Origin of the sequence: Pseudomonas sp. OST1909, assembly GCF_015277575.1 — a bacterium.
GTDB lineage: Bacteria > Pseudomonadota > Gammaproteobacteria > Pseudomonadales > Pseudomonadaceae > Aquipseudomonas > Aquipseudomonas synxantha_A.
The window spans coordinates 2,589,579-2,608,636 of the sequence record NZ_CP063780.1; the positions used below are offsets into that span (position 1 = coordinate 2,589,579).

Consider the following 19,058-nt stretch of genomic DNA (forward strand, 5'->3'; position numbering starts at 1 on the left):
TTGACTGTCATGATTGATATCACCCATTTAACCAAGCGGTTTGGAAAAGCCTTTGCTGTAAACGATGTGTCGTTCAAGGCCACCTCGGGTGAGGTGTTGGGGATGCTCGGCCCCAACGGCGCGGGAAAGTCCACCACCCTGCGTATGCTCACCGGGTTCATGTCGCCAACTTCAGGCACCGCCAACCTTTTCGGTTTTGATATACGCCGTCAGACGCGCCACGCTCAACGTCTGATCGGCTACGTTCCTGAAACAGCTGCTTGCTATAACGAAATGTCCGTCGCAAGTTTTTTGGGTTTTATTGCTCAAGTGCGTGGCTTTCGTGGGCGCGAAAAGACGGCGCGGGTCACGGCCATGCTTGAGCAATTCGAGCTGATGGAAGTACGTGGCCAGACCATCGACACCCTATCCAAGGGTTTCCAGCGCCGGGTCGGATTGGCGCAAGCGATTCTGCATGATCCAAAGATACTGATTCTCGATGAGCCCACCGATGGCCTGGACCCGAATCAGAAGTACCGCGTGCGCGAGCAAATCAAGGAGTTGGCCCGCGACAAAATCGTCATCATTTCTACCCACATCCTCGAAGAGGTTACTGCATTGTGCGGCCGCGTGCTGGTCATGGATAAAGGTCGGCTGTTGGTCGACAGCACCCCTCTGGAACTGGAAGGTCGTTCGCGCTATCACCAGGCTGTTACGTTGTACGCCACCCGGCCCCTGGATGTAATGACGCTTGGCATGCTGCCCGGCGTTGCAGGCATAGAGGCGGGGCCTGAACCCTATAGCGTGCGGGTGCTGGCGCGCACGGGAACGGTCATATTACCGGCCATCAATTCTTTGATCCTGAGTCGCAGTTGGGATGTACCGCGCCAGGAAGTCGAGCGAGGCTCACTGGGGGAGGTCTTCCGGCTGCTGACGCGGGAGCAACAACCATGAGGACGTTCTGGCCGGTGTTCAAGCGCGAACTGTGCAGTTATTTCGTCACTCCCGTCGCGTATGTGTTTACCCTCTTGCTACTGCTGCTCAGCGGTATCAGCACGTTTTACCTGGGTGACTTCTACCAGCGTAACCAGGCTGACCTGGCACCGTTCTTCGACTATCTGCCGTGGCTATATGCGTTGCTGCTGCCGGCCCTTGCCATGCGCATGTGGTCTATCGAGCGGCAGAGCGGATCTATCGAGCTGTTGATGTGCCTGGCGGTGGGTACGGCTGAGGCGGTTGTAGCCAAGTTCCTCGCCGCCTGGGTGGTCAGCGGGTTGGCGCTGGCGTTGACGTTTCCACTGGTGATTACAGTCAACTACCTGGGGGCGCCAGACAACGGCGTCATCCTTTGTGGTTATATGGCCAGTTGGCTACTGGCCGGCAGTTGCCTGGCTATTGGCGGGTGCCTGTCGGCACTGACCAAGAACCCACTGATTGCCTTCCTTACTGCAATGGCGTTATGTCTGGCATTCATGGCCTGTGGCTTCCCGGTGGTATTGGATGTCTTGCGTGATTGGTCAAGTTTGCCGTGGCTCGATGGGGTGGCTTCGTTGAGTTTTCTCACACATTTCGAAGGACTATGCCGAGGTGTAATCGACCCGCAGGACGTGCTGTATTTTTTCAGTCAGATCATTGGCTGGCTCGCCGTCACCGTGATTGCGGTTGAATTGAAAAAGGCAGTATGACGCCATGTCATTCAAATCGGTGACGCGCACTTGCTTGCGCCTAATGGTCATTATCGCTGGGTTCGTGGCGGTCAACTTCGAGTTGGCACCACGTTTGGCGTCCATGCGGTTGGACCTTACCGAGCAGCAGCTTTACACCCTGAGCCCGGGGTCGCGTCAGATCATTCAGGCCGTGTTGGAACCCACCGACCTGTACTTCTACTTTTCCAGCCAGGCCGCCAGGGACCTTACGGTCATGCGCAGTTACGCGGTGCGCATCCAGGCACTGCTGCGTGAATATGAACGTGTGTCAAATGGCCGACTACGGGTGCACATGATTGACCCTGCGCCGTTTTCAGCAGACGAAGCCCGAGCAGTCGAACTTGGCCTGCAACCTGCCCCTATCGGCAAGGCGGGTGCTGCGGTTTTCTTTGGGTTGGCCATCGTTGACGCCCAGGCGCACCACGCCAGCATTGGGTTCTTTGCGCTTGAACAACAAACGTTCCTTGAGTACGACATCAGCCGCACATTGCAGAAGTTGACTCGGCCTGCGCGGCCCGTGATTGGGCTGATGTCTTCGTTGCCATTGGCAGGTGGCTTCGATGTGCAGTCGGGGCGTACCCGACAGCCGTGGCGGATCATGCAGGAGATCGACAATGCGTTTGAAGTACGCGAACTGGCGTCCGATGTCGACACCATCGACAGTGCACTCAATGTCCTGATGCTCGTGCATCCCAAACGTTTACCTGTGACGACACTGCGCGCTATTGATCAGTTTGTGCTGCGTGGCGGGCGTTTGCTGGTGTTCGTCGACCCCTATAGTGAGCAGGATCGTGGCGATTACTATTTTGGGATACCCAGCAAAGACAAGTCTTCTGACCTCGCGCTTTTGTTCAAGGCGTGGGGCATCAAGCTTCTACCCGATAGCGTGTTAGGCGACAGCCGCTACGGTCAGTTTGTGGCATTGGCACAAGGCGCAGAGCCGGTCTGGCAACCGACCGCCCTGGGGCTGTCACCCTCTGCGATGAATGAACAGGATGTGATTACTGCTGGTATTGGCAGCCTTAACCTCACAACCGTCGGTATCTTGAGCGCCTTGCCGGGTGCAACAACTACTCTGACACCGCTGTTGCACAGTTCGGAGCAGGCTATGCCCTACAAGACGGCGCTTCTGAATCATCTGGAAAAGCCTGATGAGTTGTCCAAGAGCTTCAAGGCTACCGGCGAGCGTTACCTGATCGCGGTACGCCTGCAAGGGGCGGCACGCTCGGCTTTCCTGGACTCTCCGGGAGCGCTTACCGAGGCGCAGAATATCAACGTTGTGGTGGTGGCGGATACAGACGTATTGAGCGACAACCTGTGGGCGGATGTGCAGCAGCAAGGGGGCCGTTCGGTCACGGTGCCATGGGCTGACAATGCGGTGTTGGTGCTCAATGCGCTGGACAGCCTGTCCGGATCGGATGCCTTGATCAGCTTACGCTCGCGGGGGCATTACAGCCGAACGTTCACTGTGGTCGAACAGTTGCAGCAGCAAGCCCGCGAGCGTTATCGCGACATGAGAAGCGAGCTGCAAGATAAGCTCGATCTGGTTGAAAAGCGTCTCGCTGCGTTGTCCGCTGAACAGGGACGGGATATGCCTCGGACGGCAGAGCAGCAAGCGACTTTTGATCAGTTCAGCAATGAAAAAGATGCGTTAGACAAGAAAATGCGTCAGGTCGCGAGCCATCTCAACTTTCAGATCGAGCAGTTGGGTGTGCGTATGAGATGGCTCAATCTTGTATCTGTCCCCTTGGTAATTACTTGTTTGTTGTTGTGTGTGGCCTTCTTAAGAAAGCGAGCACAACGCCAGCGCAATATTTAATAAAGGCACTAAGTATATGTGGGGTTTTCGCAGGTGCAGAAGAAGTTTCTGGATTGTTGTTGTTGGTCTACTGATTGCATTGCCGGGCTCTGCATTGGCAGGTTGTGTAATCAGCGGAAATAAAATCTATCCAAAAATTACGGATGTACCATACGACAGTGGGGGTGTGATATCTAGTGTTTGGCATACGGGTACCATGATGCTCAAGTGTGTTGGAATGTACAATGGTACCTATACTAACCAGATGAGTGCGGTTGGTGCCGTTGCCGGCACTTCAGTGGTGTTTGAAGGGGTTAGTTACAAGCTCTATAAAACGAATGTTATTGATGTTTTCTATTTTGGTACTTTTGCAGTAGATAATGGAGCAGAGCAGCAGTTCGGTTCGGCTCCCTACGAAAGTTCCAAAGTAACGGGTCCCGGTTCCGGGACCTCAGCATTTGATCTGAAAGCTTTAGTTAAAATAAGGTTTTATAGCTCCAGCAAGAGCCTTTCTTCCGGTGTGCGCAATATAGATCTTTTAGATCTTGTTCGAGGTGATATTAACTATTCGACGCCCGGCGTCTATTCTGGTAAGTGGATTATGCAAAGTGAAGGCTTTTCGTTTGTGGCAAAAGGTACGTCGTGTGTACTGACAACGCCCGCCATCGTCAAGTTGAAACAGGTAAGCATCGTTTCTATTCCTGCGATAGGTTCAACGGTAGAAGGGGGGGCATTCACCTTAAGTTTAGCCTGCAATGCTAACGCCCCCTCATTCAAGGTCAGTTACGCGATGACTGACGTTTATAACCCAGCGAATACATCTACTGTCTTAACCCTGGCTGATGAACCTTTGAAGGCGCACGGCATAGCATTGCAATTGTCGGACGAAGGCCGCGCCGTTATTTTTTCTCCGCCGGTGAAATCTTCAATGGGCAGTTTGACGCATGGAGCTCTCAGTAAGGCGATGAGCGTTCAGTACGTTCGAACGGAAAAAGTCGCCACGCCCGGAAAAATAACCGCGGCGGTCAGTGTGGCTTTTACGTACGACTAGTCAGTGGCTCGCGTCAATTACCAATGTGCGGTTTGTCAGCTGGACGATCAAAGAGCTTTTCTGGAGCATTGGCTATTAACCGGTTCCCCACATCCTCTTAAGCTGGATTCACTGAGTTTCAGCCAGCAACAGAAAGGAAGTGAACATGAAAAGGTTGCACAAGAAAGTCGCGCTGGTGACCGGCGCCTCCAAGGGCATTGGCGCGGCCATTGCCAAGCAATTGGCCCAGGATGGCGCCACTGTCATCGTTAATTACGCCAACAGCCGCGAGGACGCTGACCGGGTGGTTGAACATATCCTGCAAACCGGCGCGAGGGCACATGCAGTGCAGGCCGATGTGTCGAACAGGGCCGACCTCAAGGCGCTGTTCAAGACCATTGTGCATGAGCATGGTCACCTCGATATTTTGGTCAATAATGCCGGCGTTTACTCGACCAGCGCGTTGGCCGACATCACCGAGGCGGAGTTTCATCGCCAGTTCAACCTCAATGTCCTGGGTCTGATCCAGTGCACGCAAGCAGCCGTTGAAGTGTTCAACCCTCAGGGTGGCAGCATCGTTAATATCAGCTCCAGCGTCACCTCGTTCACACCGGCCAACTCGGCGGTATACACCGCCTCCAAGGCGGCTGTGGACGCCATCACCCGTACCCTGGCCAATGAACTAGGCCCCAAAAATATCCGTGTCAACTCAGTAAACCCAGGGTTGGTTGTCACCGAAGGCGTACATGCCAGCGGTTTTTTCGAAGACGCGTTCCGCGAAAAAATAGAAGCCATCACGCCGCTGGGGCGCATCGGTCAGCCAGAGGATATTGCACCCGCCGTCGCCTTCCTGGCGTCGTCGGATGCAGGCTGGATCACCGGTGAAACCCTGATAATCGGCGGCGGGCTGCACTAAACCTGGGCGGCATGCTCGCGCACATAGTGACGGGGCGACTGCAACATGACGCGCTTGAATGCCGTGCTGAATGCGCTTTCGGACTCATAACCCAATGAGAACGCAATGGTGGACACCGAGTCATCGGAGTTCTTCAACCGATCACTGGCCAGCAACATGCGCCAGTACGTCAGGTACTCCATGGGGGCTGCGCCGACCACCTGCTTGAAGCGCAACGCGAACGCCGAGCGCGACATGGTTGCCAGTTGCGCCAGTTCCTGGACGCTCCAGCGATGGGCTGGGTCGGCGTGCATCGCGCTCAAGGCAACACTGAGGTTGCGGTCGGCCAAACCGTAAAACCACCCGATGCCGCTGCTTTCCAGGGTCGCCAAGTGAGTGCGCAAAACTTCGACCAGCATCAGGTGCGCCAAGTGTTCGTTCATCAGCGAGCGGCCTGGGCGCTTCTGCTGCAACTCCGAGGTGAACCGCTCCAGCGCCCAGCGCAGGACCGAGGCCTGCGGTTCATTGCCTTGTACGTGAACCAGCGAGGGCAGGCCGCTGAGTAGCAATTGAGTAGGGACACCGCTGAAGTCAAAGCGGCCACCGACCAACTGAGTTTCATCGCCGCCGTAATGCAGGGCCAGTTCGTCCGCCGCAAGGGTTTGAAAGTGACCGTCGGAATTCATCACCGGCTGGGACATATCACTGTAGAGCGAAAAAGGCATACCTCTGGTCATCAGAAAGCAATCGCCCTGATGCAGTTGCTGCGGTTGCTGTTCGCCATCCACTTGCAGCCAGCAACTGCCCTTGACCACCGCCGTGAACTTGATGCCTTCGCGTTCAGGAAAGGTGAAGGCCCAATCACCGCCCAAGGACAGCGTGGCGGAATGGTAATTACGGATTCTCAACAATGAAAGGACGTCGGACAGAGGATCCATGCAGCACCTGATTGGACGAAAAATAAAGTAATTGCAATTTTATATCAGGGTTCATCCAGATTTCACCTTTAAATATGAGGTTCTCCATGCACATCCATTTTGATACGTCTTATGGTCCACTGATCAACGGGGTGTTTGAAACTGACGATAAGTCGCGCTCGTTTGCCGCGGTCGATCCCGCCACGGGCAGGCACTTGGCCTATATCCGCTATTGCGATGCCACGGACGTCGACCGCGCCGTCAATGCGGCGCATGCAGCGTTTCCAGCCTGGCGTGCCCTGGGCCAGCAGATGCGCGCACGTCTGGTAAATCTGCTGGCGGACGAGATAGAAGAGCACAGTGAACGCCTGGCCATGATCGATGCCCATGACGTGGGTCGTTGCATTAGCGAAGTACGCAAGGACTACCTTACCGCCGTTCGGCACTATCGCTATTTCGCCTCAGTGATCATGGCTCATGAAGACACTGGTCGGGAAATCGACGGTGGTTACGCCATCGCCAAACGTGAACCCTTGGGTGTGTGCGGGCAGATCATTCCCTGGAACGCGCCGGCGATTATGGCTGCGTTCAAGCTCGCTCCGGCATTGGTAGCCGGCAATACTGTTGTTTTGAAGCCCGATGAAAACGCTTCTTTATCGACGCTTGAGTTAGGCAAGCTGATTAACAAAATCTTTCCTGCCGGGGTGGTGAATATGGTCACCGGGTTGGGGGAGGTCGTCGGTGCGGCGTTGAGCGAGCATCCTCTGGTCAGGAAGCTGTCATTTACTGGCAGTACGCAAGTCGGTCGCACTGTGGCCGGTGTGGCCGCCCGGCGTCTGGTGCCCGCGACACTCGAACTGGGGGGCAAGAGCGCCAATATTGTGTTCCCCGATATCGACGACATTGATGCGGTGGTCGATAACGCCACCTTCGCTGCTATTCATAACAACGGACAGTCGTGCCTGGCCGGCACCCGCTTGTTCGTGCATGCCGCGATTTTTGAAGTGTTCAAGCAAAAACTGATTGCCGCATTCAATCGTGTGAAAGTGGGGTCTCCGCTGTCTGAAGAGTCGCGGGTCAGTTGCCTGGTCAACGCGCAACAAGGTGAGCGTGTGTTGAGCTACATCACTATGGGCTTGGAGGAGGGCGCCGAGCTGCTCGCGGGGGGCGGTCGCGCAGTCGTATCAGGTAGTGAACACGGTTACTTCATCCAGCCAACCTTGTTACTAACGCATAATGACATGAGCATCTGCCAGGAAGAGATTTTTGGCCCGGTACTCTCGCTGATCGTGTGGGATGATTATGAAGCGATGATCGCCCAGGCCAATGACACCGAATACGGTTTGGCGTCCGGAATCTATACCAGCAACCTGCAGCACGCTATGGAAACCGCAGCAAGGTTGGAGGCGGGATCGGTGTGGATCAATCGTTACTCGAACATTACCGATGGCACCGCCTTTGGCGGCTATAAAAATAGTGGTATTGGCCGAGAGTTCTGTCGGGAGACCCTGAATGCCTACACGCAGATCAAAACTGTGACGGTACAAGCAAGGTTGCCGAATGTATGGTTCGCCGAAAGATAAAAACAGGCAATTCATTTGGGTAGTTGATTTTTTTGCGCCCACCAACACCTTGCGCATGTTGAGTGCTTTAGAATCGATAAAAACATGCAAGGTTAAAATGTAGAAGTTTAGGTTGGCGTTGCCTCACAGAGGCACGCCAATTTTTTTGTCTCGGTGCGGTCGAGTTTCTTGTCCACTGATGATGTGACTCACTTCATGCCTGAATGTGAATCGTGTTAGAAATATCAATAATCCCTCTCGGTGTGTGATTGATTTTCCGCTATCGGATTTCCCGTCCGAATATATTTCATCATATTTTATATGCTCTAATTCATCATGTTTTGTTGGGGTTGATGTCGGCTGAGAAAAATTATCTATGCCTTGTAGGAATAGTCCTACATTGTCTGAGGATCTATCCTTGGTCTGTGTGGATCGCTGCGGTTGGCTGCTTCTGTGAGATGGGTAGAATTCGGGAACTCTTAAGCAGAGTGAACTTATCTATTTGTTTTTGCCAACCTAGAGGTACACAGTCGTGTCTATTCCATTCAAACTAATTCTCGCGTCGTCCATCGTTGGGCTTTTCGCTACATCTGCAATGGCTGCTGACGGTACTATCAATTTTACCGGCGAAGTGACGGCGGCTTCTTGCGGTATCAGTGCCGGTGCCGGTACCGGTGTCACGGGTACCACCCAGAAAGTTATTGATGTAAAAATGGGTAAGGTGAGCATCGACTCGTTGAAAAATAGCCAGGCCGGAATCGTTGCGGGCTCGGCGATCAATCTCAATCTTGATTGTGGCAATACCGCTGCTGGCTTGACCACAGTTAAGGTGAAATTTGACCCGAATTCGGGTAGCGGCGTAGATATTAAAAATAACAATTTGCTGAAAACTACGGGCACTGCTACTGGCGTGGGGATCGGTTTGTATGACGCCAGCAATACCCTGATTAATTTGGCCGGTAACGGTTCGTTTGACTCCCCTTTGATCAAGGCCGGTACCGATCCAGATATTAAATACTCCGCTAACTTGAACTTGCGTGCTTCTTATGTCGCCAACGGTGACGTAGTCGTGCCGGGTACGGCCAATGGCAACCTGCCGTTTACGCTGACCTACGAGTAAGTCGTTTGTTGGAGAAGCACGTAAGTGCTTCTCCAGCTTCTGCACAGGCAAAATATAATGAAGCTGCTATCCAAATGTTTTTTGGCGGGATGTGTGTTGCTGTTCAGTGGTGTTTCAAGTGCGGGTATTACATTGGGTGGTACACGTGTTGTTTATCAGGAGAAGCTTAAAGAAACCTCAATCATGGTCAAGAATGATGGTGATAAAGACATCATGGTTCAGTCATGGATAGAGCCAGCGGCCAATGTTTCGGAACAAGCTGTGCCTTTCGCTTTAACCCCTGCACTTAGTCGTCTCGGGGCCAGTAAACAACAAAGTTTGCGCATTTTTTATGCGGGCAAAGGCTTGCCAGCGGATAAAGAGTCTGTGTTCTGGCTAAACGTACAAGAAATACCGCAAAAATCAGAATCGGATAATACGTTACAGATCGCCATTCGCCAACGTATCAAGATTTTCTACCGTCCTACAGGCCTTATAGGTTCGGAGGAGGAGTCCGCCAAGCAACTGAAATGGCAGCTGATTCATGAGTCCGGAAAGGCGTGGCTTGTCGCAAGTAATACATCGCCATTTTATATCTCATTTGGAGAGGTTTATTTAAAGCAGTCAGGCAAGCGCTATACGGTTCAAGCAGAAATGATCAGCCCTGGCGCAACGTTAAAATTCCCGGTTGATTCGGGAGGCATATTGGCCTCCAAAGAGCGGTTTAGCGTTGAGTATAAAGCCATTAACGATTATGGGGCACCAATAGCTTATGTGGGTGAAGGGGATGCTGGTTAATCTTTCAGGTTTTTCTGTTCGGTTGCCGCTTAAGAGTAAACGTTGATAGTTGTGAGGCATAATCTTATGTGGGTGTTTCGATCAGGGAGTCGGCGCACGATGACGCTGCTCGGGAGTCTTGGGTCGACGGGTTTTTTTGCCCTCGGCGCCTCGGTTCCCTCGGTTGCGTCTGCGGTCGAATTCAATAGTGCATTTCTGAGTAAGCAGGGTGCGCCGGTTGAGTTGAAGTATTTCGAGCAGGGAAGTTCGGTTGCCCCTGGTCACTACAATGTCGATATTTATCTAAACCAGCAACTCATCCTGCGCCAGCGTATTGAGTTTGCTACCAATGGTAAAGACAATGAGGTCAAGCCGCTCATACCTCTCTCGGTGCTCAAGGCAGTGGGCGTCAACGTCGTTCGCCTGGAGCAGGAAAAGCTGATTGCCGCGAAGGCAGATGATAAAACATTGATTGACGTAGAGTCGCTTGCGCCTGGTGCGGGCGTGGAGTTCGACGTCACGGCACTGGCTTTGCAGATCAGCATGCCTCAAGCGTATATCCAGCGCCAGTTTCGTGGGTATGTTGATCCGTCATTATGGGATGACGGTATTACTGCGTTCTACTCAAATTACCAGACCAATTTCAGCCGCAATATCAACCAGGGCTACAATAGCGATTACCGCTATGTCGGTCTGCGCAACGGCTTGAATATTGGCGCATGGCGCCTGCGCAATGAGTCGTCGATTTCAGGTTCTACGGGGGTACGTGACAAATTCACCAGCAACCGTACTTATGTAGAGCGCGACATTCGCAGCCTTAAAGGTAAGCTCGCGGCGGGGGAGTTGTACAGCCAGGGTGAAATCTTTGACAGCGTGAGATTCAAAGGCGCGCAGCTATCCTCGGAATTGGGCATGTTGACCGATGATGAGGTGGGCTTTGCTCCGGTGGTGCGAGGTATTGCGGAAACGAATGCGACGGTTGAAATCAGCCAGAACAACTACGTCATCTATTCGGCCACTGTCCCTGCGGGCGCATTTGAGATCAGCGATATCTACCCCAGTGGGTCCAACGGTGACCTGAGCATCAAGATCATTGAGGCTGATGGGCGCGAGCGCCAATACTCCCAGGCCTATTCTTATCTCCCGGTCATGACCCGTCGTGGAAACACGCGCTACAGTCTGGCGGCTGGTGAGTATTCCAATGAAGGTCAAGCCGCGCCTAAGTTTACCCAGGGTACCTTGGTGTACGGGGTGACGGATAATTTCACTGGCTACGGTGGCCTGATAGCGGCCCAGGCGTATAAGGCATTAAACTTGGGGGTGGGGGTTAACTCTCCGTGGGGTGGATTATCCTTTGACGTCACCAACAGCAGTTCGCAAGAGCGTTCCGGGCGTAAAAACGTAGGTCAAAGTGCGCGATTCCTTTATTCCAAGACGCTTAGCCAGACCGATACCACCTTTACGATGGTCGGTTATCGCTACTCCACTGAGTCCTATCGCACCTTCAGTCAACATGTTGAAGAACAAGAGCACGTCGCTACACCTTATTATGGCCGACAGAAAAGTCGCTTTGATGTGAACGTCAACCAATCTCTGGACGGACGTGGCTCATTGTTTTTGAGCCTCGGCGAAACCAGTTATTGGAACAGGCAAGGCAGTACCCGGCGCTGGCAGTTCGGCTACAACGGTAACTATTCGGATATCAGCTACAGCTTTGCGGTCTCCCGTACCGAAGGGCAGGCTGGGAGTCAAGGTGCCGATAATCAGATGACGGCATCGTTCAGCATTCCGTTTGGCGACACTCGCCGCTCGCAGCGCCTGTACACCAGCGTTACCACCTCAAACCAGGGTGAGTCTGCGATTCAGACAGGATTGTCCGGTAACTTGAATGATGAAAACACTCTAAATTATTCAGCGCAAGGCAGCCACAGTAAAATCAGTGGCAGCTCTGCCAGTTTCGGTGTCAACTGGGATACGCCGACTGCAAAAGTCAGCGGTAACTATGGGCAGGGACGTGATAACAAGCATTTGGATGTCGGCGCATCAGGTTCGGTTGTCGTTCACAGCGGTGGTGTCACGTTGGGGCAGCCCGTGGGTGAAACATTTGCCTTGGTCGAAATACCTGATACCAAAGGTATCGGTATTGATTCATCCAATGCGGTAAGAACCGATAGCAAGGGTTATGCGGTTGTGCCTTATGCGCAGCCCTATCGTTATAACTGGATTAATTTGGATACCAGTACGATGGGCAGCAGTATCGAAGTGGCGGAAAGTTCGAAGAAAGTAGTGCCGACTCGCGGCGCAGTTGTTAAAACTCACTTTGAGGTCGAGTCAGGGCGTAGACTTCAATTTAACTTAACGGACGGCAAAGGTGCGCATTTACCATTTGGCGCGCAGGCATATGACGATGAAGGGAAGGTTCTTGGGTTGGTGGATAACGCTTCGAAACTACTTGTTTTTGGTTTAAAGGATGTGGGCACATTCAAAGTTAAATGGGGTAGTCTGGCGTGTGAAGTTAAATATGATCTGCCGCCGGTTAATAAAGAGTTGATGTACGAGCAGTACAGCGGTGTGTGTTTGTAGTTCGGCGAGATAAGCTGGTATTTTTATATGGAAAACATATGGGATAGAATATCAATGTTCTTTTGGTATTGGATTTAGGGAGGTAGGTGTCAATACGTATTGACAATGCGCCAAATGACGACTGGGCACTCGGCAAATTTAGGAGTGTCTACTTTATTCATAAGGCGTTAGATTGTAGTTCGGTCTGTTCATGCAGGGTTTAGTTAAGGCGCTTTTTGTAAGTAATATTTACAGTTTAAGCGATTTTTAGTGAAGGAGGCAGCGCGCAATTCGACGATTCATTATGTTGGGATTAAATAAATGAAATTTCTCAAAGCTATTATTGTATTGCTGGCCGCATATGCTCCACTCGTAGTGGCGGCTGGGTGTGTGCAAGAGTCGGGATTTAGCCTCGCTCCATGGATCCCAGCTATAGCCAATAACACGGGAGGCATGTTGTCGAAATCATGGCACACTGCAGAGCTTCAAGTTAGCTGCAATGGCATGAGCGGTTCTTATCTCTTGAGAAATGAGATAACGCCAGCGGGCAACGATTCCGGCAAGACGCAGTTGTTCGAGGGCGTTTCTTACAAGCTATACACGACGAGCGAGCGTGATGTTTTTTATTTTGGCGGTGTGGCAGGGCCTGACGGAGTTCTTCGCCCGTTTGGTACATCATACTCCCACGCTATATACCCCCCCGTGATTACCGAATTCAAGCTTCCTGCTACTGTGAGAATCAAGTTCTACTCCCCGTCAAAATCGATGACGCCTGGTGTGTACACAATTAATAGCGCTGGGTTAGTCAAAGGTAAGATTACCTCTGTGGGGTTCGTTGCCGAATCAGGCATGAATCTTTCGGCCTTCTCATTTATTGTGAATGGTCCTTCATGCACACTGGCAATTCCTGCTGAGTTAAAGCTGAAATCAGTAAATCTCTCGGCAATTCCTATGCCAGGGGATAGCAACGAGGCTGCCAGCTTTCAACTAGGGTTAACCTGTGCCGGTAGTACACCCGCTTATCAGGTCAGCTATTCGATGAGCGATGTTAACGATTCAGCCAACCAGTCCTCGACGCTCACATTAGCTGATGCGGCGAAAAAGGCCTCGGGTGTCTCATTACAGGTGGTCGATGGTATGACGCCCGTTAAGTTCGGTTCTACGTCGATACGCCTGTTCGGAAGCATGCCAAATGGCGGTGGCATGATAAGCAAAGCCATGAACGTTCGCTATATACGAACCTCAACCGTGGCGCGCCCGGGTTCAGTGAGGGCAGGTGTGACAGTTACGTTGTCCTACAAATAATGCTTGTTCTTGGGTATACTTTATTTTTTCCCTAAATAGTTCAAGTTGAGCCAGAAGGCTTTCCTTGCGCTTGTGCGTATAATCCTTTGATTTGCTCTGCATGCAAGGCATTATCTATGAATATATTACCTCAGGAATAACCAGACCATGGGCAACATAGTCATCGTCGACGACCACCCCCTGATGCGCATGGCTGTGCGCGTGATGCTCGAGCAAGAAGGCCACTCGATTGTCGCCGAAGTCGACAACGGCGTGGACGCGGTGGAAATTATCCGAAAATTGCTTCCAGATCTGATCGTTCTTGACCTGAGTATTCCGAAAATGGATGGCCTCTCCGTCATCGCGCACTTGAAGGCTATCGGCATTTCCACCCGTGTGTTGATCCTCACCTCTGGTGACACTCGCAACTTCGCCATGCGCTCGTTACAAGCCGGTGCGGCAGGTTTTGTCTGCAAAGATGACAATCTGGACGAACTGATAGGCGCGGTGAAGGCGGTGCTGTCGGGTTACAGCTATTTTCCGGCCAACACCATCCACCAGTTACGCGACAATACCCAGGCCGCCAGCGAGGAAAGCCAGCTGATTGCGCAACTGTCCGATCGTGAGATCACCGTGTTGAAACTGCTGGCGCGGGGTATGGGCAACCAGGCCATTGCCGATGAGTTGATGATCAACCACAAGACGGTGAGCACATACAAAATCCGCCTGCAACGCAAGCTGAGTGTGGAAAACCTGATTGCCCTGGGTGAGTTGGCCAAGCGCAATGGCTTGGCGTAGTCGCTCACAGCCTAGGGCTCGAGCATGTTTTGAATGCGCCGTAACTCCTTCTTCACCTGCCTGACCTGCGCCGGTACGTCCTCGGCGCCGGTTCGGCAGCCATGCTCCAGTTCCTTGCACAACCCAAGCAGATAGTCATTGCGCATTAATGCTGCGCTACCCCTCAAACGGTGAGCCAGCTCGGCAATGCCGGCGAGGTCCCGTGTCTCACTGAAGTCACGCAACTGTTCGATATCCTGTTGATTGCTGCGCATCAATTCAGCTTGCAGTTGTTGAATGATTGCCGGGTTGCCACCGGTAATCGGCTGGAGCAGATTCATGTCGAATTCAGGCCCATGCAGCGTCGGTCTGGCGCCTTTATAGGCCGGCTTATCCGCTGGCTCCAGTGATGCCAGGCGCTGTTCGAGGATGGCCAGGCTGATGGGTTTGATCAGACAGTCGCCCATGCCAGCATTAAGACAGCGGTCCATTTCTTCCTGCTGGGCGTCGGCTGTCAGCCCCAGAATCGTCAATGCACTGGCGTTGCGTTGCTGTTCTTCCTTGCGGATCGCCAGTGTCAGTTCTACTCCGTCCATGACCGGCATGTGGTAATCCGTGATAAGCCAGTCAACCGGAAAGGCACGCCAGGCCTCCAACGCCTCCAGCCCATTGCTGGCTTCAATCACCTTGCAGCCCAGGTACTCCAGCTGCGCGCGCAGCATTTGACGGTTCAAGGTATTGTCGTCTGCGATCAGCACTCGCATGGCCCAGCTCGGAGTAGCCTCGGAGGACGCGGGCAATGGCAGTTCTTCTTCAGGCAGCGGTTCCAGAAGCTTGAGCTTGAGCGTTACATTGACCGTAGTGCCTTGCCCCGGCGTGCTGGTAAGTTCCAGGCGGCCACCCATCATCTCGCACAGCGACCGCGACACAACCAACCCGAGGCCGCTGCCGCCATGGACCGAGAGGTCCGACTGAGTCACTTGCGCAAAGGGGCGAAACAGCGTCTGCCGGTCTGCCTCACTGATGCCTATGCCGGTATCCTGAACTTGCAGATGCATGTTGAGTGTCTGCCCGTTCAACACGCGGCATACCAAGCGGATGACGATACGGCCGCGCTCAGTGAACTTGATCGCATTGCTCACCAAATTCGACAGTACTTGCTTGAAGCGCAGAGGGTCGATAGAGACGTCCAGGGTGGTACCGGCGTCGATTTCCAGAATCAGGTCCAGTTTCTTCTTTCTCGCCAGCCCTTCGAATACCCGCGCCACCATCTCCACCAGATTCTTGAGGTTGGCCCGGCGTGGTGAGAAGCTCAAGTGCCCGGATTCAATGCGTACGATATCCAGCGTATTGCCCAACAGCTCAAGCAGGTTCTTGGCGGCCGTGTAGGCCACGTCGATGTTCACCCGATCCAGTACGCCATGATCAGCGCGTTTGAGCGCTAACTCTAATGTGCCAATCACCGCGCTCATGGGCGTGCGGATTTCGTGGCTCATGGTCGCAAGAAATTGGGTTTTGGCGCGGCTGGCCTCGTCAGCCTGGGTTTTAGCCTGCTGCAGTTGCTCAATCAGTTGATGATGTTGCGAGATGTCCTGCCAGCCGCAGATCACTCCGGCGATCGTGCCATTAGAGTCACGAAACGGCTGAATCCAATGCTCGATGAAGTGGGGTTGTCCCTCGATGGTGATCTGCAGTTGCTGTTCGATGGCGTTGCCATCCTCCATCGCTTGCAGATAACTCTGGTGAAGCGAGGGCGCAAGTTCGATATCACCGTGGTTCGTTTGCAACGCGGTTTTACCCAGCACCTCGGATTGGCAGAGCTTCATGACATGTTCATAGCTGCGGCTGCATGACAGCAGGCGTCCTTCGCGGTCGCGTACATATACCGGCACGGGCATGGCATGGTTCAAGGTTTGCAGAAACTCCAACTGATCATTAAGGGCTTTTTCAGCGGTGACTCGGCGCCGTATCTGACGGCGTAATTGCACGATTCGAATGATCGAAACCAGCAGCACCAGCAATGCGCAGCAAATGATCTGCAGGATTACCAATTTGTAGTCACGCCAGTTCTGGCCACTCATGGCCGCATTGGCACGCCAGCGAATGGTGATTGCATTAAGCTCGTCAGGTGGGATGCTCAGCAGGGCTTTATCCATGATCGACTGCAGCTCGGTTTCGCCTCGGCGCATGGCGAAGTTGGCGGTGGCCGCCTGGCCGTCAACCACACCGGCCACGCGCAGTTCTTTTTCATAGAGGCGCGCGGTGTAGTAACGAGCCATGGACAAGGTCATCAACACAGCGTCGGCGTCGCCATTAACCACCATGCGCATGGCCTCCAGGTTGTTTGCCGGGGTGATCAACTTCACCGTGGGAAAGCCTTTGCGAATGCTGTCGATCAGCACATGCCCCTGGACAATGGCCAGGCGCTTGCCGGCCAAAGCATTGAGACTCGAACGCTCTCGGCCCGATTCAGCCGTCGGCGCGACCAGCGCAAACGAGCTGGTTGCGAATGGATGGCTGAAACGGATATGGTTCAAGCGCTCCGGGCTGGCCGTCAACACGGCTAAATCAGTATCGCCGTCACGTAAAGCGTCCTGAATGCCTTCAAAACTCGAGGCGCGTTGAATCTCGAACTTGAGCCCGGTGCGTTGGGTGATGATCTCGAACAAATCGGATATCACACCGTTGAAGCGGCCCTTGGCGTCAAAAAAAGCCGAGGGTGCCATGTCATCGTTGATCATGAAGCGCGCCACTGGGTGCTGGGCCAGCCAGCGTTTTTCCTGGGCGGTGAGGTGTACATTATCGTCCGGCATCACCGTGCCGCCACCGGTCCAGCGCTTGATCAGGTAGCTCATGCGCAGTTGGCCAAAGGTGGTCAGTGAAGCATTGAGAATGCGTAGCAGGCGTTGATCTTCCTGCTTGAGCAGAAACCCATAGCCGCCTGAGTCGATTTTCACAAACTGGATAAATTTGAGATAGCTGAAAAAGCTATGGTTGACCAGGTAGTGGGTGCTGACCGAGTCGCCCAGAAACACGTCGACGTTTTGGAATGCTACGGCGGCTAAAGCTTGCGCGGTGGTGCCGTAGGTAAAAAACTGCGCGTGGGGATAGCGTTCGGTCAGTAGTGCGTATGGCAGGTAATCTTTGGAGACCGCTACGGTAAGCCCTTTGAGATTTGGGGGGACTGCAATGTCGCTGTCCTGGCGTTGATAGAGTACGGGGGCATTGACGCTGTACGGAAGCGTCACCACCGTGTCAGAAGAGTCGCGGTCATAGTCGCTGGATCGGCTGATCAAATCGATTTCGCCAGCTCGCAAGGCGGCCATCGCTTGCCCACGGTCAGCAAACCCGATGACTTTGAGATCCAGGCCCAGTTGTTGCTTGAGCATTGTCACCACGTCAGCGCTGATGCCCTCGTAATCACCGTTGCCGTAGACCATGTCAAAGGGCAGGGTGAACGGTGCGACCACGCCCAGGGTCAGGGCACGCCGTTGGCGCAACCAGGCCCAGTCTGCTTCCGGTAATTGCAGCTTTTGTGGTTCCTGACTCACTTGGCTAAGCAAGTGAAGGGGCTGTTGCGGCATGGGTATCGTTGCGGCACCGCCGTACGATACAGCCGGCAGCAGTACGGTGAAGAAAGCCACGAAGGCTTTGAGCGTGGACATGAAAACGTATACCTGACTGCAAAATGCCAAGTACGCCGCGCTGGCCGGCTCAAGGTCGACCACGGACGTGGCGGATGGGGTGGGAAGTTAGAGCGATGTGAATGGGCGTTCAGACTGACGTCAGCACCACCTGTGAGCCCGCTATGTATTCAAGGATGTAAGGCAGCAGCGCGGTATCCGCCATCGGCGGCGCAACGGCGTATCCCTGCACAATGGACACGCCCAGGGTTTTGAGCCGCTTGAGCTGGGCCGGGGTCTCGACACCCTCGATCACCAGTGACACACCCAGGCTGGCTGCCAGGCTTACAGTGTGGGCGACAATGGCGGTGCAGGCCGAGTGCGTGTCGAGTTTGTGTACGAAACCGGCGTCGAGTTTGAGCTCGGTGAAAGGCACATCACACAAGCGCTCCAGTGACGAGAAACCGGTGCCAAAGTCATCCATGGACAAACCGCAGCCCAGCAGCTTGAGTTGCAAGAGGTTGTTCATGGCGACACTGCACGGATTGAGCGTGCCGGTTTCTGTGATCTCGAAGATGATGCTTCGGGCAGGGCACTCATGTGCACGCAGCAGCACTTTAATCGCCTGGCTCAGTATGGGGTTGCTGAGTTGAGACGGTTGAAGGTTGAATGACATCGTCAATGGCAGGTTCAGACTGGCCAGTTTCTGGCGCAGGATCAGCCCTTGCTCGAAGAGGCGCAGGAACAGCTCATCCATCAGGTCATGGCGTTCCAGGGCCTGTAGAAAATAACCGGGCGTCAACAGGCCGTTGTGAGGGTGCCGCCAGCGGGCGAGAACTTCCAAGCCGCTAATCGTACCCGTTTTCAACGAAAGCTGAGGTTGGTAAAAACCCACAAACGCGTGATCCGCCAACCCTTGGCGCAGCTCCTGGGCGTCGGGCTCTTGAACCTTGGGGGCGGCTGGAATCTGACTTAGGCTGAGTGCGGCTGAGGTTTTCATGTAATGCCCTGCAAGGGATGACCATGAGTCAATTTTGCGGGATATGCGT

The 19,058-nt window shown here is 53.6% G+C and carries 14 protein-coding genes; 11 read left to right on the forward strand and 3 right to left on the reverse strand.

The features are described 5' to 3' along the window. Positions 1-9: 9 nt before the first annotated feature. The 5 genes from IH404_RS11470 to IH404_RS11490 all read left to right on the forward strand — a co-directional run bounded on the left by IH404_RS11470 (position 10) and on the right by IH404_RS11490 (position 5,429). Positions 10-933: an ABC transporter ATP-binding protein gene (locus IH404_RS11470; RefSeq protein WP_057704044.1), complete on the forward strand. Its 924-nt coding sequence runs from the start codon at positions 10-12 to the stop codon at positions 931-933. Beyond that, positions 930-1,664: a heme exporter protein CcmB gene (locus IH404_RS11475; RefSeq protein WP_005787291.1), complete on the forward strand. Its 735-nt coding sequence runs from the start codon at positions 930-932 to the stop codon at positions 1,662-1,664. Before IH404_RS11470 ends, IH404_RS11475 begins: the two co-directional genes overlap by 4 nt. A gap of 4 nt (positions 1,665-1,668) precedes the next feature. Beyond that, a complete protein-coding gene (locus IH404_RS11480) occupies positions 1,669-3,504 on the forward strand; it encodes a Gldg family protein (protein WP_194440441.1) in 1,836 nt (611 codons plus the stop codon). Between the two features lie 16 nt (positions 3,505-3,520). Beyond that, positions 3,521-4,534: a fimbrial protein gene (locus IH404_RS11485; RefSeq protein WP_207301756.1), complete on the forward strand. Its 1,014-nt coding sequence runs from the start codon at positions 3,521-3,523 to the stop codon at positions 4,532-4,534. Positions 4,535-4,679: 145 nt separating this feature from the next. Further along, entirely contained in the window at positions 4,680-5,429 is a 750-nt protein-coding gene (locus IH404_RS11490) for a glucose 1-dehydrogenase (protein ID WP_194440443.1), read from the forward strand. On the opposite strand, the gene IH404_RS11495 is transcribed toward IH404_RS11490, so the two are convergent. After that, a complete protein-coding gene (locus IH404_RS11495) occupies positions 5,426-6,346 on the reverse strand; it encodes an AraC family transcriptional regulator (protein WP_194440444.1) in 921 nt (306 codons plus the stop codon). The genes IH404_RS11490 and IH404_RS11495 overlap by 4 nt on opposite strands. Positions 6,347-6,432: 86 nt before the next feature. Here IH404_RS11495 and IH404_RS11500 point away from each other — a divergent pair, with 86 nt between their 5' ends. The 6 genes from IH404_RS11500 to IH404_RS11525 all read left to right on the forward strand — a co-directional run bounded on the left by IH404_RS11500 (position 6,433) and on the right by IH404_RS11525 (position 14,407). Next, positions 6,433-7,908: an aldehyde dehydrogenase family protein gene (locus IH404_RS11500; protein WP_194440445.1), complete on the forward strand. Its 1,476-nt coding sequence runs from the start codon at positions 6,433-6,435 to the stop codon at positions 7,906-7,908. Positions 7,909-8,419: 511 nt separating this feature from the next. After that, a complete protein-coding gene (locus tag IH404_RS11505; protein WP_057704048.1) occupies positions 8,420-9,007 on the forward strand; it encodes a fimbrial protein in 588 nt (195 codons plus the stop codon). Positions 9,008-9,064: 57 nt separating this feature from the next. Beyond that, complete coding sequence (locus IH404_RS11510) at positions 9,065-9,784, forward strand: molecular chaperone (protein WP_057704159.1); 720 nt, start codon at positions 9,065-9,067, stop codon at positions 9,782-9,784. 99 nt (positions 9,785-9,883) lie between these two features. After that, on the forward strand, positions 9,884-12,346 hold the full coding sequence (locus IH404_RS11515; RefSeq protein ID WP_194440446.1) for a fimbria/pilus outer membrane usher protein: 2,463 nt from the start codon (positions 9,884-9,886) through the stop codon (positions 12,344-12,346). Positions 12,347-12,646: 300 nt separating this feature from the next. Continuing rightward, positions 12,647-13,630 carry a fimbrial protein gene (locus IH404_RS11520; RefSeq protein ID WP_057704050.1) on the forward strand — a complete coding sequence of 328 codons (984 nt, stop codon included), beginning with the start codon at positions 12,647-12,649 and terminating at the stop codon, positions 13,628-13,630. 147 nt (positions 13,631-13,777) lie between these two features. Then, positions 13,778-14,407, forward strand: coding sequence for a response regulator transcription factor (locus IH404_RS11525; protein WP_005787308.1), 630 nt, complete (start codon positions 13,778-13,780; stop codon positions 14,405-14,407). 11 nt (positions 14,408-14,418) lie between these two features. On the opposite strand, the gene IH404_RS11530 is transcribed toward IH404_RS11525, so the two are convergent. Both IH404_RS11530 and IH404_RS11535 read right to left on the reverse strand, forming a co-directional pair. Then, complete coding sequence (locus IH404_RS11530) at positions 14,419-18,051, reverse strand: transporter substrate-binding domain-containing protein (RefSeq protein ID WP_082629687.1); 3,633 nt, start codon at positions 18,049-18,051, stop codon at positions 14,419-14,421. A gap of 109 nt (positions 18,052-18,160) precedes the next feature. Continuing rightward, a complete protein-coding gene (locus tag IH404_RS11535; RefSeq protein ID WP_122735720.1) occupies positions 18,161-19,009 on the reverse strand; it encodes an EAL domain-containing protein in 849 nt (282 codons plus the stop codon). Between the last annotated feature and the right edge of the window lie 49 nt (positions 19,010-19,058).